At 70.5% G+C, this 22,948-nt stretch carries 22 protein-coding genes; 16 read left to right on the plus strand and 6 right to left on the minus strand.

The features are described from left to right. The 3 genes from D7W79_RS00545 to D7W79_RS00555 all read left to right on the plus strand — a co-directional run. Window positions 1-2,323: alpha-2-macroglobulin family protein (locus D7W79_RS00545; RefSeq protein WP_120523352.1), on the plus strand; the 2,323-nt coding region annotated here is incomplete at its 5' end. A 209-nt stretch (window positions 2,324-2,532) separates the two neighbouring features. Then, window positions 2,533-3,570, plus strand: coding sequence for a trypsin-like peptidase domain-containing protein (locus D7W79_RS00550; protein ID WP_120523353.1), 1,038 nt, complete (start codon window positions 2,533-2,535; stop codon window positions 3,568-3,570). Window positions 3,571-3,667: 97 nt separating this feature from the next. Then, window positions 3,668-6,046 (plus strand): hypothetical protein, encoded by a 2,379-nt coding sequence (locus tag D7W79_RS00555; RefSeq protein ID WP_208729601.1) that lies wholly within the window; start codon window positions 3,668-3,670, stop codon window positions 6,044-6,046. 2 nt (window positions 6,047-6,048) lie between these two features. On the opposite strand, the gene D7W79_RS00560 is transcribed toward D7W79_RS00555, so the two are convergent. From D7W79_RS00560 to D7W79_RS00570, 3 genes are read right to left on the minus strand one after another with little or no spacing between them, the layout of a single operon-like run. After that, window positions 6,049-6,849: an SDR family oxidoreductase gene (locus D7W79_RS00560; protein ID WP_120523355.1), complete on the minus strand. Its 801-nt coding sequence runs from the start codon at window positions 6,847-6,849 to the stop codon at window positions 6,049-6,051. Between the two features lie 28 nt (window positions 6,850-6,877). Continuing rightward, window positions 6,878-7,657 carry a ZIP family metal transporter gene (locus D7W79_RS00565; RefSeq protein ID WP_120523356.1) on the minus strand — a complete coding sequence of 260 codons (780 nt, stop codon included), beginning with the start codon at window positions 7,655-7,657 and terminating at the stop codon, window positions 6,878-6,880. Continuing rightward, window positions 7,657-8,436, minus strand: coding sequence for an alpha/beta fold hydrolase (locus D7W79_RS00570; RefSeq protein ID WP_120523357.1), 780 nt, complete (start codon window positions 8,434-8,436; stop codon window positions 7,657-7,659). The genes D7W79_RS00565 and D7W79_RS00570 overlap by 1 nt, the downstream gene beginning before the upstream one ends. A gap of 88 nt (window positions 8,437-8,524) precedes the next feature. Between D7W79_RS00570 and D7W79_RS00575 the strand changes: the two genes are divergently transcribed. From D7W79_RS00575 to hxsC, 8 genes are all read left to right on the plus strand, one after another. Beyond that, window positions 8,525-9,058, plus strand: coding sequence for a nuclear transport factor 2 family protein (locus D7W79_RS00575; protein ID WP_120523358.1), 534 nt, complete (start codon window positions 8,525-8,527; stop codon window positions 9,056-9,058). A gap of 135 nt (window positions 9,059-9,193) precedes the next feature. Continuing rightward, window positions 9,194-9,595, plus strand: a complete 402-nt coding sequence (locus D7W79_RS00580; RefSeq protein WP_120523359.1) for a hypothetical protein — start codon at window positions 9,194-9,196, stop codon at window positions 9,593-9,595. A gap of 54 nt (window positions 9,596-9,649) precedes the next feature. Further along, a complete protein-coding gene (locus D7W79_RS00585) occupies window positions 9,650-10,060 on the plus strand; it encodes an SET domain-containing protein (RefSeq protein ID WP_120523360.1) in 411 nt (136 codons plus the stop codon). 547 nt (window positions 10,061-10,607) lie between these two features. Next, the gene (locus D7W79_RS44695) at window positions 10,608-10,976 is read left to right on the plus strand and encodes a hypothetical protein (RefSeq protein ID WP_244221531.1); all 369 of its coding nucleotides are present in this window, start codon (window positions 10,608-10,610) and stop codon (window positions 10,974-10,976) included. Further along, window positions 10,973-11,560: a hypothetical protein gene (locus tag D7W79_RS44430; RefSeq protein ID WP_208729602.1), complete on the plus strand. Its 588-nt coding sequence runs from the start codon at window positions 10,973-10,975 to the stop codon at window positions 11,558-11,560. The genes D7W79_RS44695 and D7W79_RS44430 overlap by 4 nt, the downstream gene beginning before the upstream one ends. Continuing rightward, window positions 11,550-11,909 (plus strand): His-Xaa-Ser system protein HxsD, encoded by a 360-nt coding sequence (hxsD, locus tag D7W79_RS00600; RefSeq protein WP_120523362.1) that lies wholly within the window; start codon window positions 11,550-11,552, stop codon window positions 11,907-11,909. Before D7W79_RS44430 ends, hxsD begins: the two co-directional genes overlap by 11 nt. A 10-nt stretch (window positions 11,910-11,919) precedes the next feature. Next, window positions 11,920-13,362: a His-Xaa-Ser system radical SAM maturase HxsB gene (gene hxsB, locus D7W79_RS00605; RefSeq protein WP_120523363.1), complete on the plus strand. Its 1,443-nt coding sequence runs from the start codon at window positions 11,920-11,922 to the stop codon at window positions 13,360-13,362. Between the two features lie 3 nt (window positions 13,363-13,365). After that, window positions 13,366-14,523, plus strand: coding sequence for a His-Xaa-Ser system radical SAM maturase HxsC (gene hxsC / locus D7W79_RS00610; RefSeq protein ID WP_120523364.1), 1,158 nt, complete (start codon window positions 13,366-13,368; stop codon window positions 14,521-14,523). Between the two features lie 15 nt (window positions 14,524-14,538). On the opposite strand, the gene D7W79_RS00615 is transcribed toward hxsC, so the two are convergent. Next, window positions 14,539-14,988: a helix-turn-helix domain-containing protein gene (locus D7W79_RS00615; RefSeq protein WP_120523365.1), complete on the minus strand. Its 450-nt coding sequence runs from the start codon at window positions 14,986-14,988 to the stop codon at window positions 14,539-14,541. Between the two features lie 214 nt (window positions 14,989-15,202). Here D7W79_RS00615 and D7W79_RS00620 point away from each other — a divergent pair, with 214 nt between their 5' ends. Together D7W79_RS00620 and D7W79_RS00625 are read left to right on the plus strand one after the other, a co-directional pair. After that, the gene (locus D7W79_RS00620; RefSeq protein WP_158616847.1) at window positions 15,203-16,090 is read left to right on the plus strand and encodes a protein kinase domain-containing protein; all 888 of its coding nucleotides are present in this window, start codon (window positions 15,203-15,205) and stop codon (window positions 16,088-16,090) included. A 2-nt stretch (window positions 16,091-16,092) separates the two neighbouring features. Further along, on the plus strand, window positions 16,093-16,413 hold the full coding sequence (locus D7W79_RS00625) for a hypothetical protein (RefSeq protein ID WP_120523367.1): 321 nt from the start codon (window positions 16,093-16,095) through the stop codon (window positions 16,411-16,413). A 58-nt stretch (window positions 16,414-16,471) separates the two neighbouring features. On the opposite strand, the gene D7W79_RS00630 is transcribed toward D7W79_RS00625, so the two are convergent. Both D7W79_RS00630 and D7W79_RS00635 read right to left on the minus strand, forming a co-directional pair. Continuing rightward, window positions 16,472-17,539, minus strand: a complete 1,068-nt coding sequence (locus D7W79_RS00630; RefSeq protein ID WP_244221532.1) for a PE-PPE domain-containing protein — start codon at window positions 17,537-17,539, stop codon at window positions 16,472-16,474. Between the two features lie 106 nt (window positions 17,540-17,645). Beyond that, window positions 17,646-19,322 (minus strand): amidase, encoded by a 1,677-nt coding sequence (locus tag D7W79_RS00635; RefSeq protein WP_120523369.1) that lies wholly within the window; start codon window positions 19,320-19,322, stop codon window positions 17,646-17,648. A 187-nt stretch (window positions 19,323-19,509) separates the two neighbouring features. Between D7W79_RS00635 and D7W79_RS00640 the strand changes: the two genes are divergently transcribed. Genes D7W79_RS00640 through D7W79_RS00650 form a run of 3 tightly spaced genes read left to right on the plus strand, consistent with a single transcriptional unit; the run spans window position 19,510 to window position 22,936 of the window. Then, window positions 19,510-20,589 (plus strand): ligand-gated ion channel, encoded by a 1,080-nt coding sequence (locus D7W79_RS00640; protein WP_158616848.1) that lies wholly within the window; start codon window positions 19,510-19,512, stop codon window positions 20,587-20,589. A 10-nt stretch (window positions 20,590-20,599) separates the two neighbouring features. Beyond that, window positions 20,600-21,736, plus strand: coding sequence for a phosphatidylserine decarboxylase (locus D7W79_RS00645; protein ID WP_208729603.1), 1,137 nt, complete (start codon window positions 20,600-20,602; stop codon window positions 21,734-21,736). A 48-nt stretch (window positions 21,737-21,784) separates the two neighbouring features. Next, window positions 21,785-22,936, plus strand: coding sequence for a BMP family lipoprotein (locus tag D7W79_RS00650; RefSeq protein ID WP_120523371.1), 1,152 nt, complete (start codon window positions 21,785-21,787; stop codon window positions 22,934-22,936). Window positions 22,937-22,948 lie beyond the last annotated feature (12 nt).

The following is a 22,948-nucleotide window of genomic DNA, read 5'->3' on the forward strand; positions in this document are numbered from 1 at the left end:
GTTCGTGCTGGGCGGGATGACGCTCGCGCTGGTGACGGGGGACATGGTCCGCCGCTCCATGGGGATGTCCGCCGCCGCGCTCGCGGGCGATTCGGAAAGCATCGCCGGCGGCATGGCGCCGGGAGGCCTGCAGCGCAAGACGATGAAGAGCTTCGGTTCCGCGAACTCCTACGACGACGAGGGAGGGTCGAGAGGCGGCGGCCAGGCCGAACCCCCGATGGCCGCCGCGGCGCCCGTGGCCGAAATGGCGGCACCTCCGGAGCCGGAGATGGAGGATGCGCTAGGGGACGCTGTCGCGGACAAGGACGGCGCGGCGGCCGCGCCCACCCGCGCGTGGTTCCCGGAGACGTTCCTCTTCGAGCCCCTGGTGGTGACGGACGCGAACGGCCAGGCGACGGTGCCGGTGCGCGTGCCGGACCGGCTGACGCAGTGGCGGGTGCTGGCGCTGGCGCACTCGCGCTCCGGCGCGCAGGCGGGGGCGGTGACGTCCTTCGCGGGCACGCTGCCTACGTACGTCGACCCCGTGCTGCCGCCCTTCCTTCGCGCGGGCGACACCGTGCGCCTGCCGGTGCAGGTGGTGAACACCACCGACAAGGCCGTGGAAGCGGCGCTGAAGGTGGCCGTGAAGGGCGCGCAGGTGGAGGCCGGCTCGCGCACGGTGCGGGTGCCCGCGCGCGGCAGCGTGGTGGAGATGGTGACGGTGAAGGCCGGAGGCGCGGGGCCGGTGACGGTGCGCGCCTCGCTGGGGGACACGGACGCGGTGGTTCGCGACTTCGACGTGTGGGCCACCGGGCAGCCCGTGGTCCAGACGCGCGGCGGTTCGCTGGCGGCGCCGCGCACGCTGTCCCTGACGGGCCCCGCGGACGCGCAGGCGGGCAGCGAGCGGGTGCGGCTGCAGGTGTACCCGGGCGCGCTGGGCGTCGTGCGCGCGGAGCTGGCGGCGGTGGAGCGCCGGCCGGTGGACGTGGCCGGGGACGCGTACGCGCTGCTGCTCGCGGGCCAGGCGCCGGAGCTGCTGAAGGCGCTGGGCGAGACGGCGGATCCCGCCGCGCTCAAGGCGCTGTCGCTGGTGGCGACGCAGCGGGTGCTGCGCGCGGCGCGGGCGCCGTCGGTGGACGTGGCGACGCGGCTGGCGGAGGGCGCGCTGGCCCACCCGGACAACCCGGTGCTCGCGCGGCTGGGCGAGCGGCTGGTGGCGCAGGTGGCCCAGGCGCAGCGGCCGGACGGCACCTGCCAGGGCGGTGAGGGCTGGACGCTCCAGCGCCTCCTGGTGGCGACGGCGGACTGCGCCCGCACGGTGCGCGCGGCGCAGGGCACCCCCGAGGGCAAGCAGCGCGCGGCGGCCTTCACCGTGCGCGCGTCGGGCGTCGTCGAGCGCTACCTGCCGCAGGTGAAGGACGGCTACACGGCGGCGGTGTTGCTAGCGGAGGGCGCGGCGGAGGGCACCGTGGCGGACACCCTGCGCACCCGCGTGCGCGAGGCGCTGAAGTCCGGCACGGACGGCACCGCGTGGCTGCCGGTGGAGCCGGACACGGTGCGCGCGGACGGGCAGGTGCCCTCGGAGGCGGAGGCCACGGCGATGGCGGTGCTCGCCCTGCAGGGTGATGCGAAGGCGCCGCTTCCGGACCTGGGCGCCTGGCTGCTCGCGCACTACACGCCGGGCCTGGGCTGGGGGGATGGGCAGGCGAACCGCGTGGGCCTGCGCGCGGCGCTGGCCCTCTTCAAGGCCCCGCTGCCCGCCCAGGTGCGCGTGACGGTGGCGCGCGACGGACAGGTCGTCACGGAGGGCACCTACGACACGAAGGCCCTGCGCGAGGTGCTGGCGCTGGAGGCCGCGGCGCCGGGCTCGGCGGGGACGCATGCGTGGACCGTGCGCGCGGAGCCCGCGGTGCCGGGGCTGGGCTTCTCGCTGGCGCTGTCCGCGGCGGTGCCGTGGAAGGGCGAGGCGAAGGGCGGCCTGCAGCTGGCCGTGACGGGGCCGAAGGAGGCGCGCGTGGGACAGCTGGCGAACGTGCGCATCCAGGTGGGCGCGCCGTCCTCGCTGCCGCTGCGCTTCCAGCAGGATCTGCCCGCGGGCGTGCAGGTGGATCCCGCGAGCCTGGACGCGCTGGTGTCCTCCGGACAGGTGACCGGGTGGGACGTGCAGGACGGGGCGCTGAGCTTGAGCCTCGCCCCCCGGGAGCAGGGTGCGCCGGTGCAGGTGGAGTTCCGCGTGCTGCCCACGCTCGCCGGGACGTTGCAGGCGGGCGCGGCGCGGCTGGGCGTGCCCGGCCGGCCGGACATCACCGCGTCGCTGCCGCCCTCCACCTGGGCGGTGCGCTGACGCACTCCGGCGCCGTGGGGTCATTCTCCACTCACGGCGCCGGTGCAGGCCCCTTCCGTCTGGCCGTGGGGGCGGGTGGAATGCGCGCCGGAAGCGCGGCAGGGGCCCGGCCCGCCAGGCGCTCCACGCCCGGTGCAATCGCTGCCCGCATGCGTACACTGCAAGTCACGCAGCGGGTGTGAACATCGCGCGGCCGCGAGAGGAAACGGATGGAGCTTGAAGGCTCCGAACAGGAGGAACTGACCCACGCCCTCCTGGGCGCGTTCACCTCGGTGGAGGAGCTCCACCGGATGGTCGAGGTGAAATGCGGCCGCAGCCTGGTGCCCCCCGTCGAGCGGGAGGGGGCGGCGCGGGCACGGGCGCTCGTGCGCACCGCGGAGGCGGAAGGGTGGACGGACGTGCTGGTGCGCGGCGCGCACGCGGCGGCGCCGGGCCATCCGCGCATCCGCCGCTTCCTCCAGAGCTACCTGTCCTCCGTGCAGCGCAGCGTGTCTGGCAGCGCGCTGGCGCGCATCGTCCAGCAGTCCAGGCTGGCGCTGACGCCGGAGGTCTGGCGCGACCGGCTGACCACGCTGTCGAGGCGCGTGTGCCGCGTGGAGCTGGAAGGGGGCCGCGCGCTGGGCACGGGCTTCCTGGTGGCGCCGGACGTGGTGCTCACGAACTCGCACGTCATCGAGCACCGGCTGCTGGAGGCGCTGCGCGTGCGCTTCGACCTGAAGGTGCTGCCGGACCGCATCGCGGTGCACCCCGGCCGGGTGTACGCGGTGACGGCGTGCCTGGCGCAGAGTCCGCACAGCCCGGCGGACCTGATGCACCCGCGTCCGCGCGAGGCCACGCGCGACGAGCTGGACTACGCCTTCCTGCAGATCCAGGACGCCCCCGGCGAGGACCGGCTGGGGGACCGGCCGCGCGGCTTCATCCCGCTGGCCCCGTCGGCGCCCACGGCGTTCGTGCCCGGCGCGCTGGCGCTCGTGGTGCAGCATCCCAAGGGGCGGCCCATGCAGGTGGCGCTGGACACGTTCCAGGCGGTCAACCGTTCGCACACGCGCGTCACGTACTGCACCAACACGCACCCGGGCTCGTCCGGCTCGCCGTGCTTCACGCCGGACCTGGACCTGGTGGCGCTGCACCACAGCGGAGACCCGCGCCCCGGCCACGAATCCGCCGAGGACGACGAGGGCATCCCCCTGGACACCATCCGCTCCAGCCTGTCCTCCAGCGTGCTGCGCCGCCTGGGCTGGGACTGAGCCGAGGCGAGCCTGCTACACGCCTGTGCACGCGTCTCGGCGCCATGCGTGGACGAACATGCAGGGCTGGGGGAGGGGACTGTTATCGTCCCCGCGCATGAGCCTTCCCGCTCGAAGCTTCATGGCCGCGAAGGTCCTGGCCCCTACTGGCGCGACGCTGGCGGTCACCGTGCTCTGCCTGCTGCCCATGCTCGCGAGTGCGGCGCCGCGCTTCGGCCTCGCGGGCCTGTCCTCGAACAACGAGGTGCGCCTGCGCACGTCCACCGCGCACCTGGAGACGGTGCTGCGCGTGGACCTGCTGCCCTCGTCCACGGAGGCACTTCCGGACGCACCGCGCGACGCGGGCGTGGAGTCCACGCGGGTGACGGTGCTGGTGGATCCGCTGCTCGCGGCGGACGGCACGCAGGTGCCGGTGACGGTGCGCGTGGGGACGACGGAGGGCGCCGCGGAGGTGCCCATCTCCGTGAACCAGCCGGTGACGGTGACGCTGTCCGCGGACCTGCCCGCGCCCGGTGAGTACCAGGGCCGCGTGGTGCTCCTGGGCGATGGCGCGCGCGAAGTCACCCCGCTCGCCGTGCGGCGCGTGGCGTCCGCGCCCACGGTGCAGTTCTATCCGGTGGCGCCGGCGCGCGGTTGGACGCTGGGGCCGTTCTCCGGCAAGGCCACGGTGCGGCTCACCTTCCGGGAGACGGCGGGCGTGGGCGGCGCGGTGGGGCCCGCGGCGGTGGTGCAGTTGGACCGCAAGGCCGGTGGCGCGGGGGATGGCGCCGCGCCCGTGCAGGCGCAGGACGCGAAGTGGTTCTTCCGGGGGCCGGACGGCCAGCCGCAGGGCCCGGGCAAGGAGGGCGTCCTCCAGATGCCCGCCTACGGCACCGGCCTCCTGAGCCTGGACGTGGACGACCTGCCGGAGTCCGGCGAGTACACCGGCACCGTGCGGCTGCTCGTGCCGGAGGGCGCGGCGGTGGAGCAGCCCTTCACCGTCTGGGTGAAGACGCCCGCGATGTTCGGCGCGTTCCTCATCTTCCTGGGCGTGGCGACGTCCGCGGCGGTGCGCTTCTACGTGCAGCGCGTGCGCCCTCGCGTGAACCTGCGCAGCCGCGCGGAGGCCGCGCGCCAGAAGCTCCAATCGCTGGTGCCCGCCCGTCCGCTGGAGCGCGAGGCCGCCGTGGCCGCGTCGCTGCGCCGTCAGGTGGACGCGCTCCTCGCGGACATCCAGCGGCCGCTGAGCGGGCTCGTCGTGCAGGACTCCGTGCTCGCCCTCTTCGAGGCGCGCCTCCAGCTCTTCTCCCTCTGGTCCGTGTTGCTGCGGCAGCTGGAAGGGCTCAAGGGCGTGGCGCTGCTGGACGCGGAGCGCAAGCTCAAGGCGGTGGAGACGCTGCTCCAGAATGATCAAGCCACGGCCGCGGACTTCAGCGAACAGGCGCAGATGATGCGGACGCTCGACCTGGAGGCGGTGGCCCGCGCGGTGCTGGAGTCGCGGCTGACGGAGCTGGAGCAGCAGTCCCAGACGCTGGCCTCCCAGCGCGGGGATGATCCGGTGAGCCGCCGGCTCCAGGGCGAGCTGCCCCTGTACGTGCTGCGGGCGCGCCAGCAGCTGCCCGGCCCCGACCTGGAGACGTCACGCCGGCTGGTGGAGACCGCGCGCGAGGCGTTCCTCGAAATCCTCCTGACGGACCTGGAGGACGCCCTCACCGCGAAGGCGCTGCCCGGCGGCTTCACGCAGGAGGAGTGGGCGGCGCTGCGCCTGCGCGTGGGCGAACAGCTGGCCCGGGCGCGGGCCCGCATGCACGCCAGCGTGGACGAGGCGTTCCTCTACTACCAGTCCGCGCACGCGCTGTACCTGCGCGAGTTGGTGGACAACCTGGAGGAGGCGATGACGCAGCTCCAGGCACAGGCCGGCGGCGACCTGAATGCGCAGGAGGCCTGGCGGACGGAGGTGGATGCACGGCTGGCGGCGGCCCGAGCGCACCTGGACAAGGGCGAGGCGAACCTCGCGGCGCCGGAGTACCGCGCCGCCCGCGACGACTTCGCGCGCCACGTCGTGCCCCTGCCGCCCCCGGTCGCCATGGGCGGCCGGCTGGCCCTGGAGTCCGTCCCCTCCGCCGTGACGCTGGATCCGTTCTCGCAGCCCGCCGCGCCGTCGCCCGCGCCGCAGCCGCTGCCCGGCGGGCCCGCCAGCGGGAACCTCTCCCCCTTGCCGCCGTCATCCACGAAGGCGAGCACCGACGTGCTGGTGAGCCTGGACTGGATCCCCCTGCCTCGCTCGCGCGACCTGTGGAAGGTGGAACTCGCGGTGCTGGGGATGATGTCCATCATCGCGGTGCTGCTGGGGCTCCAGGTGCTGGACGTCTTCGCGCCCACCTGGGGCGGCTCCGGTGCGTGGATGACCGCCTTCCTCTGGGGCTTCGGCCTGCATCAGGTGGGCAACGCCACCTTCGACGGCCTGTGGGGCATGGTGTCGCGGATGGAGAAGTAGCGTCAGGCCTTCTTGCCGAGGATGGCGCGCGCGGCCAGCCGGTCCACCAGCGCCGGCGCCACCAGCTTGAGCACCTGTCCCACGCGGCCGGTGAGCGTCATCACGACCTCCCGCTCGCGGCGCTCCATGGCGCGCAGGATGAGGGCCACGCAGGTGTCCACGTCCATGGTGGGGCCCGCCTCGTCGCGGGGGCTCTGTCCCAGGGGCCGGCCCTCCGGGCCCAGCGCGTGCGCGCGGATGTCCGTGGCCACGAAGCCCGGTGACACCACGAGCACGTCGGTGCCGGTGCCCAACAGTTCGATGCGCAGCGAATCGAAGAAGCCCTGCATGGCGTGCTTGCTGGCGGCGTAGCCGGTGCGTAGGGGCACGCCCGTCTTGCCCGTCAGCGACGACACGGCGACGAGCAGGCCCTTGCGTGCCTTCACGTGCGGCAGCGCGTGGAAGGTGCAGTGCACCGCGCCCAGGTAGTTGATGCGCATGAGGCGCTCGTAGAGGCCCAGGTCCTTCACGTCCTCGAAGCGCGAGTGCATGGTGATGCCCGCGTTGTTGACGAGCACGTCCACGCCGCCGAACGCCTCCACCGTGCGCTCCACCAGCCGGCGGCACGCGTCCGGGTCGCCCACGTCCGTGGGCACCGCCAGCGCCTTTCCGCCCGCGGCCTCGCAGCGCGCCTTCACGCGCTCCAGCGCCTGGGCATCCCGCGCCGCCAGCGCCACGTTCGCACCCCGGCCGGCCAGGGCCACCGCCAGCGCCTCGCCGATGCCCGCGGAGGCACCGGTGACAATCACGGACTTTCCTTGCATGGCCCCATCCTCTCAGGGGCGCGGCCCGTCAGCCATGGCCTCCCGAGAACCGCTCCGCGAAGTGCAGTCCGCCAATGAGCAGCAGCCCACAGAGGAAGCCCACCACGCGCTGGCGCGAGTCCGGGCCCCGGCGCAGCTCCGGCAACAGGTCCACCGCGCCGATGTAGAGGAATGAGCCTCCAGCGATGGCCAGCACGGTGCCCTGGAGCGAGGGCAGGTACTCCGTCCCCAGCAGCACGCCCGCCGCGCCCGCCGCCGCGGTGAGCTGCACCGCGCCCAGCGCGAGCAGCGACCGTGCGCGAGACCAGCCCGCGGCGCGCAGCAGTGCGTAGTCGCCCACCTCCTGCGGCAGCTCGTGGACGATGACGGCGAACGCGGTGGCGAAGCCCGCGTGCGGCGACACGAGGAAGGCCGCCGCGACCGCCGCGCCGTCGCCCACGTTGTGCAGCGCATCCGACGCGAGCAGCGCGCTGGGGAGCGTGGGCGCGCCCGGGTGGGCATGGTGGTGGCCGTGCGCGTGCCCGGCGGCGACCTCCGCGTCGTGGTGGTGATGGCCCAGCGCCCACTCCATGAGCGCCAGCGCGACGAAGCTGGCGAAGGCCCACGCGAAGGCGGCCTGGCCCCGCGCCTCCACCGCCTCCGGGAGAACCTCCAGGAACACGGTGCTCAGGAGCGTGCCGGCGGCGAAGGCCACCAGCGCGGGCAGCCGCCGTTGCAGCCAGGGCTCGGACAGCACGCCGCCCGCGAGCCCGGCCAGGCCGTCCAGCCCCACGGCGATGAAGACGAGCAGGACGGTGTTCGCATCCATCAGGGGGCCATCAGCCACGCGAGCACGGCCTGGGGACCATCCACGTGCACGAAGTGGCCGGCGTCCGGGAGGAGGGCCACGGGGCAGCCACCGGCCTCCAGCCGCCGCGCGCTCTCCTCCGACACGTACCGGCTGCGCCCTCCCCGGATGCAGCGCAGGGGCGGGTGGACGGGGCGCTCCACGGCGGGCCACAGGTCCTCGCCGTTGACGCGCCGGTGGAGGCGGTGGAGGGCGTCGCGGTCGAAGCGCCAGCGCACACCCTCACCGTCGGGCGCCAGGTTCATCAGGAGCCAGTCCGACAGCGCCTCCGACAGGCCGTTGCCGGTGAGGTTCGCGCGCAGGTCCTTGCGGCTGTCGGCGCGCGGCGGGGCCTTCAGCAGGATGTCGAGCACGTAGCCGCTCTCCGACAAATCCAGCGGCACGGGGCCGGGCGCGATGTCGAGCAGCGCCACGCTGCCCACGCGCTCGGAGGACTCCAGGCTCGCGGCGAGTGACACGCGGCCGCCCAGCGAGTGGCCCACCCAGTCCACCGCGCCGGTGAAGCCCCGCGCGTCGAGCGTGTCCACGACGTCACGCGCGAGCGTGGTCAGGTCCGCGTCCGGAGGCAGGGCCGGGGAGGTGCCGTGGCCGGTGAGGTCCGGCAGGAGGATGCGGCGGCGCGGGTCGGCCTGGGTCCACGCGACGGCCAGCGAGCGCAGGTTGCGGCCCGTCCCGAGGAAGCCGTGCAGCATCACCGTGAACACGTCGCCCGTGCCCACCTGGAAACTTTCGAGCACCACGCCACCACCGCCTTGTGTCGCATGCCTTGACCTGGGGGCACGCCTGCCGCTTCATACCGCGAACCCCCTTGGCGTCGAGGTGAACCCGATGGCATCCGTCTCCTGGTTGTTGCTGGCGCTTGGCGCCAACCCTGTCGCGGCACCGGCCCAGGCCCCGGCCGATCCGAAGGTGGCGGTGGCCACGGTGCTGGATGACTGGCACCGCGCGGCGTCCGTCGCGAACGAGCCGCGCTACTTCTCCTTCTTCACGCCGGACGCGGTCTTCATGGGCACGGACGGCCAGGAGCGCTGGACCGTGGATCAGTTCCGCGCGTGGGCGAAGCCCTTCTTCACCAAGGGCAAGGCATGGTCGTTCAAGTCCGTGTCCCGCAACGTGTTCCTGTCCAAGGACGGACAGGTGGCCTGGTTCGACGAGGCGCTGGACACGCCCAACCTGGGCCCCGCGCGCGGCAGCGGCGTGCTGGTGAAGGACGCGGCCGGCTGGAAGATTGCCCAGTACAACCTCTCCGTCCCCATCCCCAATGACCTGATGGGCGAGGTGACGAACCGCATCGCCACGTACTCGAAGGCGAAGCCCGCCACACCGCCCGCCCCAGCGCAGCCGCCCGCGAAGAAGCCCTGAACGCATTGCCTGCCTGCGTCATGACCGGACGTCATGACAGAACCATGACAAACGCATGGCGGAGATAAGGCCCTCCGCCATTTCCTACGCTGTAGGTTGGTGTCCTTCGCCGCTCTGCACCGGAGGCCTCAACCCATGCGTGTCATCACCCCCGACCTTCTCGTCGCGGCCGTGACGGAACTCTCCCGGGGAACGAAGCTGGTCCGACTGAAGGACGTGCTGGCCTGGTGTGAGTGGAACGGGGTGGATGCCCAGGGTGACGGCCTGAAGAACCAGGCGCTCTGGGACGCGGAGCGGGCCGAGGCCCAGACGCACCGCCGGTTGCTGAAGTTCAAGAGCGGCGAGTGCAAGCAGTCCCGGCTGGGCTGGGCGCTCGTCCCCCACGGGGCCAAGGCGCGGGAGCTGGCCACGGAGCTGCGCTGGTGTGAGCAGCTATGGAATGGCGTGGACTGGGTCTGGCTGGGCGGCATCGCCCCCGTCCCCGAGCGCCGCCCCAACCGCGTCCGGGACGTGGAGCAGGCACCCGCCTCCCCGTGAGCCGGGGACGTGCTTAGGTTCGGGCAGGCACCCTCCCGCCGGGAGGGTTTCTCCATGAACAATCCCGAACTCGATCGCCTGATCTCCGAGAACCAGTTCCACCCCAACGTCGAATGGCGCCTCATTCCCGGAAAGGGACGGGGCGTCTTCGCGCGCCGGTTCCTGCCGAAGGGGACGCTCGTGGAGTGGGCGCCCATCAGCCGCTTCCCCGCGAGCGACCTGAAGCCGGTGGATCACCGCGACTGCCAGGCGCACCACCACGTCTTCACCTGGGGCACGGAGCCCGGGCGGGAGAAGGCCTACGCGTGGGGAATGCTGGCGCTCTACAACCACTCGAAGACGCCCAACGTGGAGTTCATCGACGGGCCGGTGCCGGACACGGGCGCCGCCGTGGCGCTGCGTGACATCCAGCCCGGCGAGGAGCTCTGCCTGGACTACGGCATCACGTGGTTCGACGCGCGCTGAGCGCTCACCTTGCGCGTAAGTGCTCCTGGGACGGCCAGTAGGGTCCCTTCGTCCTGGGGCGCCACCTCCCTCGTTGGAGGGATGTTCACCCGGCACCGGTTTGGGCAACATTCCTCCTTCAGCAAGGCGGGGTGCGAAGGTGACAATGGACAGACAGAGCGGATCCAGCGCCTGGCGCTGTCTTCGGCGATGGACGGCCCTCATGGGGGCCTGGGGCTTCTTCATGGGGCCTCTGTCATGGGGAGCCGAGCCTGACCCTTGGACTGCACCTCCTCCCGCGTGCGCCACCGGGAATTGCCGCTGGAAGGCGGCTCGCGACGAACAGGATTCCGCCGAAAAGCAACGCACTCAGGCCCGTCAGGCCTTGATGAATGCGCTGACGCCTCCCATCCGCGCTGGAGAGGCCACCCGGGTCTGGCTGCAACGCGTAGACGAAGTTCTCGCCCATGCCGAGGAGGCTGGAAAGGTTTCGGGAGACCCGGAGCTGACAGCACGGGCAATCGAGGCGGCCACCTGGGCCCGGGGCGAACGCCGGAAGATTCCCTTGGTGGGTGCCGAGCGTGCGGTCGTCCTCGAGTTGCTTCACCTCCAGGCGGATCCATCCGCGCGAATCCTCACCAAGGAGTCGGACACGGTGGTGCTCCACTGCGCGATGGAGGCCGAACGCTGTGTAGGGGTCTATCTGGTGGGCCGCACCCGGGCGGGTCGTGTGCTCAATGCCCCTGCTCAGGCGGAGGAGACAGCGGCGCTGTTGTCCCAGGCCCTGGGGCAGTCCAGCCCGCTTCCTGCTCCGCCCGCCAGGGAAGGGCTGAAGTCGCCCACGACGTTGACTTGGAAGGTGGGTGAGGTGCCCATCGTCGCACGGTGGCGGAACTCGGACCTGATGGAACTGCGCGTGGGGAGCGTGAAGCCATGACCTCGAAACCGCCGGGCCTGCTCTCCGTCAGCTCCGCGCTGCTCGCCTTGATCAGTGGCGCCGCTCCCTCTGGCCTCCTCGCTCCGGGCGCGGAGACTTCCGGTGGCCCGCTCCGGCGGCGAGAGGAAGAGGACTCCCATCACGAGCTCCTGCTGGTGGAGCCATCCGGCGGAGCCCCGGTCCTGCTCGCGGGGCATCGCTCGCACCGCTCCCATTCCTCGCACCGCAGCCACTACTCCGGCAGCGGTGGTGGTTCCCGCAGCAGCTACGTCCCCACCTACGAGCCCCCTGTTCCCTCTCGCGCCACGGCCCCCAGGCCGTCGTCCTCCTCGTCCGAAGCCGAGGCGACGAAGACGGCACCGCCGCCGCCTCGTGCGCCCAGCCCTGCCCGCGTCTCATTCGTGGCGTTCCCGGGAGGCCGGATATTCGTGGACGACAAGGCGGTGGGGCAGGACACGACAGCTCCCATGGAGCTTTCTGCGGGGATACATGCTGTGCGCGTGGAGAACCGCTTCCTCGGTCAGATCACGATTGAAGTCGAACTCCTCGAAGGGCAGACCGGTGAGGTGAAGCTTGAGTGGTAGTGACGCCGCTCCTCCGCTCGAGGAGCGAGCCCTGGTCTTCCAGGGCGGGTGTGTCCGCCTGACGCTCGACCTGCGCGTCTATCGTCTCACCGCCGTGCAGAAGGCCAGCTACCGCTTCGCGGAGCACTTCACGGCCATCCTGGGCGCTCCGGAAGAACACCGCCTCGGGGTCTGCTGCCTCTTCCGGCCGGAGACCCGCGAAGCAGAGGCGCTCGACGCCGTCCGCCGGTACTTCCAGGAGTTGTTGGATCAGGAACTGCGCGAGCAGATTGGTGAGGAGACCCGGGCCGTCCGCGCGTTGATCCTCGCCCAGGCCTTCTCTCGGACCGACCTCATCCAGCGGGACTGAGGGACGCTCCATGTTCCAGGAACGCAAGGCCTTCGAGCCCGACCGGGACTACCGGCTCGCACCCTTCCGGTTCAGCCCGCTGGACGGCAGCCGGTACGTCGTGACCAACGACGTGGGTGAACACGTGGTTCTCTCCCGCGAACACCTGGTCGCCTTCGTCCAGCGCACGCTGCCGCCGGATTCCGCGCCCTACAAGGCGCTCAAGTCCCGGCACTTCATGTTCGACCGCCAGTCGCGCGTGGCATTGGACCTGCTGGCGCTCAAGTACCGGACCAGGGCCGAACAACTCGCGGCCTTCACCGGACTGCACATCTTCGTGGTCACGCTGCGGTGCGACCATTCCTGCCAGTACTGCCAGGTGTCGCGGCAGGCGGAGGACCGCACCCGGTTCGACATGACGCTGGAGCACGCGGACAAGGCCCTGGCGCTGGTGTTCCAGAGTCCTTCTCCCGCGCTCAAGATTGAATTCCAGGGTGGAGAACCGCTGCTCAACTTCGGGCTCATCCGCCATGTCGTCGAGCGCGCCTTGGAGATGAACCGGGCGCGGGGCCGAGACCTTCAGTTCGTCATCGCGACGAACTTGTCTCGATTGTCGGAGGAGATCCTCGCGTTCTGCCGTCAGCACGGCATCTTCCTGTCCACCTCGCTCGACGGCCCCCAGGCCCTGCACAACGCTCAGCGTCCGGTGCGTGGAGGGGACAGCCACCAGCGGACGGTGGACGGCATCCGGCGCGCCCGGGAGGTACTGGGTGCGCAGGCAGTCTCCGCGCTCATGACCACCACCCGCGCCAGCCTGGACCGGGTGGAGGAGGTCATCGACGAGTACGTGCGCCTCGGCTTCCACGGCATCTTCCTGCGCAACTTGAGTCCCTATGGCTTCGCGGTCCGGCGGAAGGAAGGCCAGGACTATGATGTCGACCGGTGGATTGCCTTCTACAAGCGCGGGCTCGCGCACATCCTGAAGCTCAACGCGGAAGGGTATGCGCTGCGAGAGGAGTTCACCGCCATCCTCCTGCAGAAGCTCTTCTCACCTCAGGGCTCGAACTACGTCGACCTCCAGTCGCCCGCGGGCCTGGGCATCGGGGCACTGGTCTATAACTACGACGGCCATGTCTACGCCTCCGACGAGGGACGGATGCTGGCGGAGATGGGCGACTTCTCCTTCCGGCTGGGCCATGTCGCACGTGATGACCACGCCGCCCTTCTGACGTCCGAGCCCTTGCTGTCCCACTTGAGCGACACCATGCCGGAGGGCGCACCCATGTGCAGCGACTGCGCGTTCCTCCCTCTCTGTGGCGCGGATCCCGTCTTCCACCGCGCGACGCAGGGGGATTCCGTGGGCCACAAGGCCTTCAGTGCCTTCTGCAAGAAGCAGATGGCGGTCCTCCGGCACCTCATCACGCTGCTGGAGGATGATCCGTCGGCCCGTGAAACGCTGCTCGGGTGGTTGTGAGCCATGACCCCGACCCTTTCCGCATTGGGGTTGCGGCCCCTGTCTCGCGCCTCCACCCGTTCCTTCCTGGGGCGGATCCGTGAGGGCGCTTCGTCCACGCCAGACGGTGCGGTGCCCGAAATCCTCCTCGTCCGTGCACCCCAGGAGACCCTGCCGCCGGGGTTTCGAGCCTATCTGCTGGAGGCGCCGTCTTCGTGCGTGAACGTCCCGGACGCCTACGTCCTGCCTCCTGGCTTTCTACCTCTCGCGGAAGGCGACGTGGTGCGGGTGGAGCCTTCCAGCGGACGGCTGAGCGCGCTCTACCGGAGGGCCTCCGTGTCCAACAGCCTGTTGGTCACCGAGCGCTGCGACAACTACTGCCTGATGTGCTCGCAGCCCCCGCGCAAACACGATGATTCCTGGCTGCTGGAGGAACTGCTGGCACTCATCCCGCTCATCTCTCCAGAGACGCAGGAACTGGGCATCACTGGGGGCGAGCCCGCGCTGTTGGGGGAGGGACTGTTGCGGCTCGTGGAGCAGCTGAGGACGCACCTGCCGGGAACGGCGGTGCACATGCTCTCCAATGGCCGGCGCTTCTCGGAGGAACGCCTCGCCCAGGGGCTGGGGCAGCTGAAGCATCCGGACCTGATGGTGGGAATCCCGCTGTACTCCGACCTGCCCGAGGAGCATGACCATGTCGTCCAGGCGCGGGGCGCGTACGATGAGACCCTTCGGGGCATCCTGAACCTGAAGCGGGCGGGTGTCCGGGTGGAGCTCCGGGTCGTCATTCACGCCTTCACCCACGAGCGTCTTCCGGAGCTGGCGCGCTTCATCGCCCGGAACCTGCTCTTCGTGGATCACGTGGCGTTGATGGGGCTGGAGCTGATGGGCTTCGCGAAGACGAACCTTCCGACGCTCTGGGTGGATCCGCTCGACTACCAGGAGCCTCTCCGCGCGGCGGTACGGATATTGGACCGCGCGGGCGTTAACACCTCCCTCTACAACCACCCGCACTGCGTGCTCCCCACGGACCTCCATCCCTTCGCGCGCAAGAGCATCTCTGACTGGAAGAACGTCTACTTCCGCGAGTGCGAGGGCTGCGCCCTGAGAGAGGCCTGTGGTGGGTTCTTCGCCTCCTCGGCCTTGAAGCGCAGCCGAGGCATCGCGCCAGTGCGCCCGTGACGCTCCAGCCCGGAGCTACAGGGACTTGGGCTTGGGCGGCGGCGAAGGTTCCGGTGCCGGCTTCGCGTCGTCTCCGACGACCGCCGCCACCGCGAACATCACCAGCCCCACGAACCCCGCGAGCGCGAGCAGTTCCCCCCAACTGGAGGAGGACTTGGGCTGGTCGGTCACCACCGCGGCGGCCCGCTGCGCCCGCTTCATTGCTTCCTGGACCTGGGCGTCCAGCTGCTGGACGTCGAGCCCGAATACCTGGGCAATCAGCCTGAAGTGGTACGCGTCCGGCTGCTTTCCGCCTTCGATTTTCGACAGCATCGACTGGGAGATGCCCAGCCGCTGGGCCAACGCGGCCTGGGTCATGTCCCCGTGCTGCTTCCGGAGCTGGGCAATGACCTGCCCCAGCACCAGGCCATAGGCCTCGCCCTCCTTGGAGTCCGGCCCACCGGGGACATTGTGCGCACGCGTCATGACCCCCTGTTCATAAACCGCTGGCCGGGACGCTTCCAGGTCAAAGGACTGGGTTCGGGAGATTTGGAATAAAATTCCTATGTCAGCTTGCCATCGAATTTTCGTGGGTTAGTTAAAGGAGCGCTCGTATGCCGGTCTGGTGGGTTACTCCGCCAGCAACCCCCGGCATGAGGCGCTTGAGAAAAAACCTATGAAAATTCAGGGACGTATCACGGTGATCCAGGAACTCACGGGCGGTGGCCTGGGGAAGCTCCTGAAGTGCCGGGACGAGGCAGGGCAGATGTTCGTCGTCAAGGCTCCGAAGGATGCCTCGCCGGAGAACCAGCAACTCATCGACGACGAGGTCCGGCGGCTCCAGCGGCATCAGGGGCGCTACGTCGTGCGGTACTTCGAGCCTGTGCTGGTGGATGGACGCCGGGGTTTCGCGATGGAGCTGATGGACGGGGACCTTACACCCCTGGTCCGACAGCGGCTTCCCGTGGAGCGGGTCTTGGGTTACCTGCTCACGGTGGTTCAGGGTCTGGAGGAGGTCCACGCCTCTGGGGTGGGCGCGTTCCACGGCGACCTCAAGACTGGGAACATCCTGCACAAGGACGGGGTGGCGAAGCTCGCGGACTTCGGCCTCGCCCGGGGCGGCCTGGGGCAGACGGTCATGCTCGGCAGGCACACCGGCGGAACCCCGGGTTACATGCCTCCGGAGGGGCTTGCGTCCCCCTTTGGGGACATCTACTCGCTGGGAGCGGTGGCGTTCGCGCTCCTCGTGGGCCGTGAGCCCCAGCCCCAAGAGGTGTTGCGGATCCAGATTCAGGGCGCGCCCGACCTGGAGCAGCTCATCAACCAGATGCTTTCGACCCAGCCGGGCATGCGGCCCAGCATCAGCCAGATCCGGCGGCGGCTCGAAGCGCTGCGGGCTCGGGCGCTGGCTCCGGCTCCCGTGCAGCACTTCCTTCCGAACCGGAACGTGCTCCGGACCCCGCTCGCTTCGCCTCCGTCTCCGCCTTTGGCTCCGGCTCCAGCTTCGTCCTCTTCGGGGGTAGGGGTCGCGGTTGCCCTGGCGGCGGTCGTGGGCCTCGGCTTCCTTCTGGCGGCGAGCAAGGACTGACCATGGCCGAATCGCGCGCGCATCAGATGGCGAAGTTCCGCTCCGCGGGCTTCGGTGGTCAGGTCGAGGTCCGGCTGCCCAGTGGGCGGCGGTTGGACGCACTGTCGCGGAACGGCGTCTGGGGCACGGAAGTGGAGACGTCCCGTTCCTTTTCACGACTTCAACTCGCGGTGGAACGACTCCTGGAGAGCAGGGCCCGTCAGCGGGTGCTCAAGGTTCCCCAGGCGGACATGCGACTGGCGGCTGTCGTGCTCCGGCGCATGGGCGTTACCGCATGGGTGCGGAACATGGACGGGTCAGAGGAGTTCTTCGTCGGTAAATGAGTTGGTGGGGCGGCGCTCCGGGAGCCGTGCTCCTGGGGCGCCGCGCGCTGCACCTGCTTCAGACGGCGTCCTGGATGTTGTTCAGGTACGTGTCGATGCCGTGCTTGCCGTCCAGGGCGAACACCTCGCCGTTCCCGGCGGAGTCGAAGGTGTGGATGGTCGCGCCTTCGGGGTACTGCGTGGACGGGCCGCCGTTGAGGATGCCGATGCCGGGGAAGAGGCCGGACGCGATGCCGCTGACGATGTCCGTCACCGGGTTGAACGCGTGCGTGCCCAGCCACGTCGGCACGGGGTCCTGCTTGTTGACGTAGAAGGTGTACTTCGGCCCGTCCGGGAACGTCTTGCCCGCGCCCGCGAAAGTGGAGACGTTGATGTTGCCGAGCATCGCCTCGCGCTTGTCGCGGTTGCCGTCGCCAAGGACAGGCAGGTTGCCCCAGAAGCCGCCCAGGTCGTCCTTGATGCGGTGGTCCACCTCGCGCAGCGCGCTGGACACGATGGCGCCGCCCTGGCTGTAGCCCGTGACGTTGACCTTCTTGCCCGCCTGGAGGTCCCGGTAGATGGCGTCCGCGAGCGTCTGGGCCGCCTTGTTGTCACCCACGCCCAGCCGGTCCAGGCCCGTCTGCGCCACGTCCGCGGGCAGGCCCTCCGTCGCGTTGTAGATGGGCACGACGTTGGTGCCCGTCTCGTTCGCCAGCTTCTGCGCCTCGCCCGTGGCGTTCCCGTCGCCCTGCGGCTGCGTGAGGATGCCGTTGACGTGGTACGTCGTCGGCGTCGGGGACGCGATGGGCTTCTCCGGCTTGAACGGCGGCACCTCCGACACGGAGAACTTCTCCGGCGGATAGGCGTAGCCATCCGAGCCCAGGTACATGCCGTCGTACGTCTTCGGGTCGGCGCCCGCGTCGAGCTTCAGCGCGCCGCGCGCCACCTTCGTCGCCTCATCCAACTGCACCGTGCCGGCCTGGACCGTGCCCGTGTTGGACTGGATGGGCGGCAGGTTCGCGTTGCCCGCGGAAGGGCTGGGGGCCTGGGCGCGCTTCGCCTCGAAGACGTCCTTCGTCGCCAGCGGACGCGCGAGCGTGTTCTTCGCGACGGGCTCGGACCGGCCCTCCAGCGGCTGCGGAGCCACGGGCCGGACTCCGCCTCTTCCCACTCCGTCGATGGACATGTCCCGGGCCTTCCGTGCTCGTGGTTCGAGAAGGGTTATCGGGAGATGGGAGACGGAGTTGTGCCCGTCAGGGCAGAAGGTTGACGTGGAGACCCGGCGTGCGGCGCTCCGTCGCGCGCTCCACCACGCGCCCCAGGCGCAGCAGCAGGTGCTCCTCGTAGGGCCGCCCCATGAGGTGCACGCCCACGGGCAGGCCCGCGCGGTCGAAGCCCGCGGGGACGGAGAGGGCAGGGCAGCCGGTGAGGTTCGCCAGGCGGATGAAGCGCATCAGCGCGTCCACCACCGGCAGGTTGGACTCGCCCGCCGGGAGCGCCGCTTCGGGAATGACGGGAGCGGTGCTGGCCGTCGTCGGCGTGACGATGACGTCCACGTCCGCCATGAGCGCCAGCAGCTCCCGCGTCAGCCGGTGCCGGTGCCGCAGCGCATGGATGAGGTCCGTGGCGCGGAAGTGCCGCCCCAGCGCCAGGTTGGTGCGCGAGTCGAGCCCGAACACGGAAGCGCGTGCCTTCACCTGCGGCAGCATCGCCTCCGCCATCTCGCTCAGGATGATGCAGCTGTGCGTCCAGAGAATCGTGTTCAGGTCCGGCGCGGGCAGCTCCACCACCGTGGCGCCCGCGTCGGTGAGGGCGCGCACGGCCTCGCGGCAGCGCGCCACCACGTCCGGGTCGGCGTCCTCGAAGTACGGCGTGCAGATGCCCAGGCGGAGGCCCTTGAGGGCCCCGTCCTCATAGCCAGACAGGTGGTGCGGGGGCTGCTGCCGGGAGGCGACGTCGTGTCCGTCCGTCCCCGCGACAATCGCATACACGGCCGCGACGTCATCGACGGTGAGGCCCAGGGGGCCCACGTGCGCCACGTTCCAGCACAGCGGCGGCACGCCCGTCTCCGGGATGCGGCCCCAGGTGGCCTTGAGCCCGACCAGGCCGCACAGCGCGGCGGGAATGCGGATGGAGCCGCCGCCGTCCGCGCCAATGCTCGCCGGACACAGACCCGCCGCCACCACGGCCCCGGAGCCGCTGGAGCTGCCGCCGGTGATGTGGCCCCGGTTCCACGGGTTGCGCGCGGCGCCGTGGTGCGGGTTCAACCCGATGGGGTTGATGCCAATCTCATGCATGTTGGCCTTGCCCAGGATGACGGCGCCCGCGGCCTTCAAGCGCGCGGCGACGGTGGAGTCGGTCCGGGCCGGCTCTTTGCGGAAGGTGGTGCCCAGCGTCGTGGGGAAGCCCGCCAGGTCCAGCTCGTCCTTGATGACGACGGGCACGCCGTCGAGCACGCTCAAGGGAGCGCCCGAGCGCAGCCGCTCCGCGGACGCCTCCGCTGCCCGCAGCACCTCCTCCGGCTTGCGAGCAATGAAGAGGCCCAGGCGGTCCGCGCCGCCGTCCAGCCGTTCAATGGCCTCGTGGGCCTTGCGCGTCACGGCCACCGGATCCGTGCTCCTGTCCCGGTAGGCACGAGCGAACGCCGCGACCGTCTCCCGCTTCGGCTCCACGGGCGACGCGGCGGCTGCGCGCGCGGCCTGCTCCAGGGGTGTCTGTGATTCGGTGGGAGGTGCCCCCGGGGGCAACGGGTACTGGATGGGAGGGGCATCGCCAGCGGACAGCTCGCGCCACTGCTCGATGCCGCTGTCCCGCATCAGCTTCTCCACCAGCGCCGGGCCCACGCCGCCCCGCTCCAGCGTGTTCACCATGGCCTTGAGGGCCATGCCAGAGAGTCGCGGAGCCTTCACCGGAGCGCGTCGGTAGGTCATGACGGACAGCCTATCGCCGCGTCGTGCGGGGACGCAGCCCGCGTCCCACGCGAACGCGCCTCCAGTCCTCCTGTCCGCGCCCCGGGAGTGAGCCACCGCGGAGGCGGTCTGTCCTGAAGGCGGCATATCGCATGCACCCACCGGGGGCATGCACGCACGCCGCACGTGGTCGGTGGATGCAGGTGGCATGGCCCTGACCCACGGGCTCTGGGGAATGGTGTTCTGTCTCTGCCTGCTCCTGTCTCTCCCAGCGGGTGCGGCGGAGGCGCCGCCAGGGACCGGGCCGCGCAAGGTCTACGTGAGCTTCGCCCTGACCGGCTTGAGCAGCGTGGATGACGTCAATGAGACCTTCGACGCGGACTTCTACATGCGGCTGCGCTGGTACGACCCCACGCTCGCCAACGCGCCGCTCGGGAACCTGGACGCGCCTCCCGCGTGGCGCCCGAACCTGGAGATCATCAACGCCAAGAGCGTGTCCAAGCAGCTGGAGGAGGACACCTATCAACTGGTGGCGCCAGGCATCGTGCAGACGGTGAACCGCTACCGGGTCACGCTCGCCAGCAAGCTGGACCTGCGCCGGTTCCCCTTCGACGAACAGGACCTGCCCATCCTCGTCGAGGACTTCCAGCACTCCACGGAGGAGCTGGTCCTGGTCCATGAGCGCGTAGGGGCGCGGCTCCAGGGGGCGGAAGCGCTGGCGGAGTGCAGCGCCCCGCTTCATGGCGACGACGTCCTGGAGCTCGCCTCCAGTGGCCCGTCGGAGTGGGAACTCCACGGCGTCCACGTCGGGACCGGGATGCATCGCTACACCTTCTTCGACGACATCGGCTACTCGCGCTTCAACATCACCCTCCACGTCGAGCGGCGTCCCCAGTACTACGTCTTCAAGCTCATCCTGGTCCTGCTGCTGCTCGTGCTGGCCCCCTGCGTCGTGTTCTTCCTGGACCCGGAGAGCCTGGGGGAGCGCAGCGGCATCTGCATCACCGCGCTGCTGGCGGTCATCGCCCACAACTACATCGCCTGCACCGTGCTGCCGCGCATCGCCTACCTGTGCGTGATGGACTACTTCATGTTCGGGGGCCAGGCGGTGCTGTTCCTCATCGTGGTGGAGAGCCTCTGCGTGCACCAGGTGGTGAAGCGCACCCAGGGCACGGAGTACGAGTCCCGCGGCCTGCGGTTCACCCGGGCCCTGGACCGCGTCTGTCTTTATTCCATTCCTCCCGCGCTGCTCCTGGCGGGGGCGTCGGTCTACGCGCTGTATGCCTGAAGGAGAGCCCATGCACCCCCATGACAAGCCCTTGCAGCCCGTCGTCCAGGAGTTGAAGCAGCTCATCGCCCGGAACGGTTGGGAGGGCCGTTTCACCCAGGCCGTCCAGGACGCCCGGCGCTACGACATCCCCGCCATCCGCCACATCGAGAACCTGGACGACTACCTCCGGTGGATGAGCGGCCTGCTGGAGTGGGTGCCCTCCGAAACGCCCAACGGCCGGCACATCTACAACCACATCTGCGAATTCTACTTCTTCCTGGACCAGAAGCCGGTGCGCGAGCTCCAGAACCACATCGTCCCGAGCCAGCAGGCTCCGGAGCTGACGGAGCTCTCCCGGTGGATGGTGGCGTACGCCGACGCGTGGGGGCGCTTCCTCGACACGCCCGAGTCGCTCACGCCGGAGTCGCTGCGCACGTTCTACGACGCGCCGGCCTACAACATGTCCGAGTACATGCAGGCCCCCAGTGGCTGGAAGACCTTCAACCAGTTCTTCGCCCGCAACTACAAGCCGGGCATGCGGCCCATCGCGTCCATCGGGGATGACCGGGTGATTGTCTCTCCGGCGGACTCCACCTTCGTGGGCTGGTGGCAGATCAACGAGAAGTCCACCATCACGGTGAAGAACCTCACCTGGTCCGTCATGGAGCTGCTGGAGGGCAGTCCCTACCGCGAGCGGTTCCGGGGCGGCGTCTTCATGCACAGCTTCCTCAACACGACGGACTACCACCGCCTGCACGTGCCGCTGCCCGGCCGGGTGCTGGAGTCGCGCGTGATTCACGGCCAGGTGTACCTGGACGTCGTGGCGGCGCCGGAAGCGGATGGGACGCACCGGCTCCGTGCGGTGCGCCAGATGGATGCCGAGGACGGCACGGGCTACCAGTTCGCGCAGGCGCGCGGCCTGCTGGTGCTGGACACGCCCGCGGGCCTGGTGGCGGTGCTGCCCATCGGTATGGCGCAGGTGTCCTCCGTCGTGATGACCGCGGAGGTCGGCAAGAAGCTGCACAAGGGCGAGGAGTTCGCCTACTTCCAGTTCGGTGGCTCGGACATCGTCGTGCTGTTCGAGGCCGCGAGCAGCGTCGGGCTGATGGCCCAGCCCAACGTGCACTACAACCAGGGCAGCTGGATTGGCCAGGCCTTCCCCTGAGCCCCGGCCCGGAAGCAGCTCTAGCGGCGTGATACATTGCGCTGTGTCATGAGCCCGCGCCGCCGAATCGTCTCCCTCGTCCTGTGTCTGCTGGCGGCCTCCACCGGCTGCAAGAAGGAGGCGCCCGCCGCGCCTTCCAAGCCCACCATCGGCCTGGTGCTGGGATTGGGAGGCCGGGGCGACCAGGCCTTCAACGACTCCGCCCTGCGCGGGCTGGAGCTGTGGTCCGCAGGGGTGAAGTACGAGAAGGCCGGCTACCAGGAGGCCACCGCGTCCGAGCGGCAGGCCTCGCTGGCGCCCGACCTGGCCTCACGCGCGCAGGAGCTGACCCCGCTGGGCATCACGCCGGTGGTCCTCCAGAGCCGCGTGGCGGAGGACTACGAGCCCAACCTCCAATTGCTCGCGGACCAGCACGTGTCCATGGCGATGGGCGTGGGCTTCATGCTGGAGAACGCCGTGGAGGCGGTGGCCCGGCGCAATCCGTCGCTGCCCTTCCTGCTGGTGGACAGCCCGCTGCTGGACGCGCAGGGCCGCGTCATCACCCTGCCCAACGTGCGCACGGTGGTGTTCCGCGAGGAGGAGGGCTGCTTCCTCGCGGGCGCCCTGGCGGGACTGGCCACCCGGACGGGCCGGGTGGGCATGGTGGGCGGGATGAAGATTCCGCTGGTGCAGCGCTACGAGGCGGGCTTCCGGGCCGGCGTGGCCGCGACGAACCCGAACGCCACGGTGCTGGTCAACTACACCGGCAGCTTCACGGACTTCGCCCTGGGCAAGCAGGTGGGGCAGGACCTGCTGCTCAAGAACACGGACGTCGTCTTCGCGGCGGCCGGCGTGGACGGCCTGGGCGCCATCCAGGCGGTGAAGGAGGCGAGCGACGCGGGCAAGGCCGTGTATGTGATTGGCGTGGACTCCGACCCGTCCCACCTGGCGCCACAGGCGGTGCTGTCCGCCGTCGTGAAGCACGTGGACCTGGTCGTGTACGAGGCCATCCGCGAGCAGCGCCAGGGGCGCCTCCAGGGCGGGAACGTTTCGCTCGGCTTGAAGGAGGGAGGCGTGGGGCTGGCGCCCGTGCGGCTGGACTTTCCTGGCAAGGCGGAGGCGCTGCGCACGGTGGATGCGCTCCGGGCCCGCATCATCTCCGGAGAGCTGAAGGTGCCCACGCAGCCCGCTCCCGCGGGGACGGCTGGCGCCAGCCCTTGAACACCGTCCTGC

This window comes from Corallococcus exercitus (assembly GCF_003611585.1).
Taxonomy (GTDB): domain Bacteria; phylum Myxococcota; class Myxococcia; order Myxococcales; family Myxococcaceae; genus Corallococcus; species Corallococcus exercitus.